Raw genomic sequence first — 1,471 nt, 5'->3', positions numbered from 1 at the left:
CTTGAATGTCCGGTTCTTTCAGCGCTTTGCGGTCCAGTTTGCCGCTAGCGGTCAACGGCAGTTGCTCTAGCCTGACAGTTTGGCTCGGCCGCATGTAATCGGGCAGTTGCTGCAATTGCTGCTTGACGGCCTGATCGAAGTCGGCCGCGTGGCTCACCACATAAGCCACCAAGCGTTTACTTTGCCCTTGGCTCCAAACCTTGACCGCCGCCTCTTGAATCTCGGCATGCTGTTTGAGCACGCTTTCGATTTCGCCCAACTCGATCCGAAAGCCTCTGAGCTTAATTTGGCCGTCTTCCCGGCCTTGGTATTCGATGACGCCGTCGGCCCGGTAGCGGCATAGGTCGCCGGTCCGGTACAGCCTTTCGCCTTGACCGAACGGATTGGGTACGAAGCGTTCCGCGGTCAGCTGCGGCTTTTGCTGATAGCCGCGCGCCAAGCCGATGCCGGCGATGTACAGTTCGCCGGACACGCCGATCGGCACCGGCTGCAGTTGGCCGTCGAGGATGTATAAACGTAGGTTGTCGATCGGTTTGCCGATCGCGACGATGGGGCTGGCGGTGTCGTCTTCATGGCAAGGCCATTCGCTGACGTCGATCGCCGCTTCGGTCGGGCCGTAGAGATTGTAGAGACGCGCCGATGTCAATTTGCCGTAGACCTGTTGTTGCAGGCTCAACGGTAAGGCTTCGCCGCTGCAGATGATGCGCCGTAAGCTGTTGCAGTGTGCCGCTTCGGGGTCGTCGATGAAGGCTTGCAGCATGGACGGCACGAAGTGCAGGGTGTCGATGTGCTGGGCTTGGATCAGTTTGGCCAGGTAATCGCTGTCTTTATGTCCGCCCGGTTTGGCGATGACCAAACGGGCGCCGGCGATCAACGGCCAGAAAAATTCCCAGACCGAGACGTCGAAGCTGTACGGGGTTTTTTGCAAGACGCTGTTTTGCCCGCTCAATGGATAACGCCGCTGCATCCAGTTGAGCCGGTTGGCCAGCGCTTGATGGTGGTTGGCCACGCCTTTCGGTTGGCCGGTGGAGCCCGAGGTGTAAATCAGATAGGCGAGCTGTTGCGGATGGCATTCAAGGGCCGGCGCGCCGGCCGGTTGCTGGGCCAGCTCGGTTTGCAAGGCTTCGATGACCAGCACTTGGCCGGGATAATCTTGCAGCTTGCCGGCCAAGGCCTGCTGAGTCAGACACCAGCCGGCACCGGCATTGGCGATCATGTAATCCAAGCGTTCCTGCGGATAGTCGGGGTCCAACGGCACATAAGCCGCACCGGCCTTGACGATCGCATGCAGGCTGACCACCAACTCCAGGCAGCGCTCCATACACACCGCCACCAAGCTTTCGGTGCCGACGCCTTGCGAGATTAGATAATGCGCCAATTGGTTGCTGCGCCGTTCCAGTTCGTCGTAGGTCAATTGGCGTTGTTCGAACACCAACGCCACCGCCGCCGGCGTCCGTTGCGCCTGACGGCT

At 60.0% G+C, this 1,471-nt stretch carries 1 protein-coding gene; it reads right to left on the bottom strand.

The window, feature by feature from the left end:
* The coding region (locus tag BJL95_RS20725) for an amino acid adenylation domain-containing protein (RefSeq protein ID WP_139306364.1) at positions 1-1,471 on the bottom strand (1,471 nt) is incomplete at both ends.

The sequence above is a fragment of the Methylomonas sp. LWB genome (genome assembly GCF_001856095.1).
Lineage (GTDB): Bacteria > Pseudomonadota > Gammaproteobacteria > Methylococcales > Methylomonadaceae > Methylomonas > Methylomonas koyamae_A.
The sequence above is the reverse complement of the archived record's forward strand: the minus strand, read 5'-3'. Positions and strand labels throughout refer to the sequence as shown.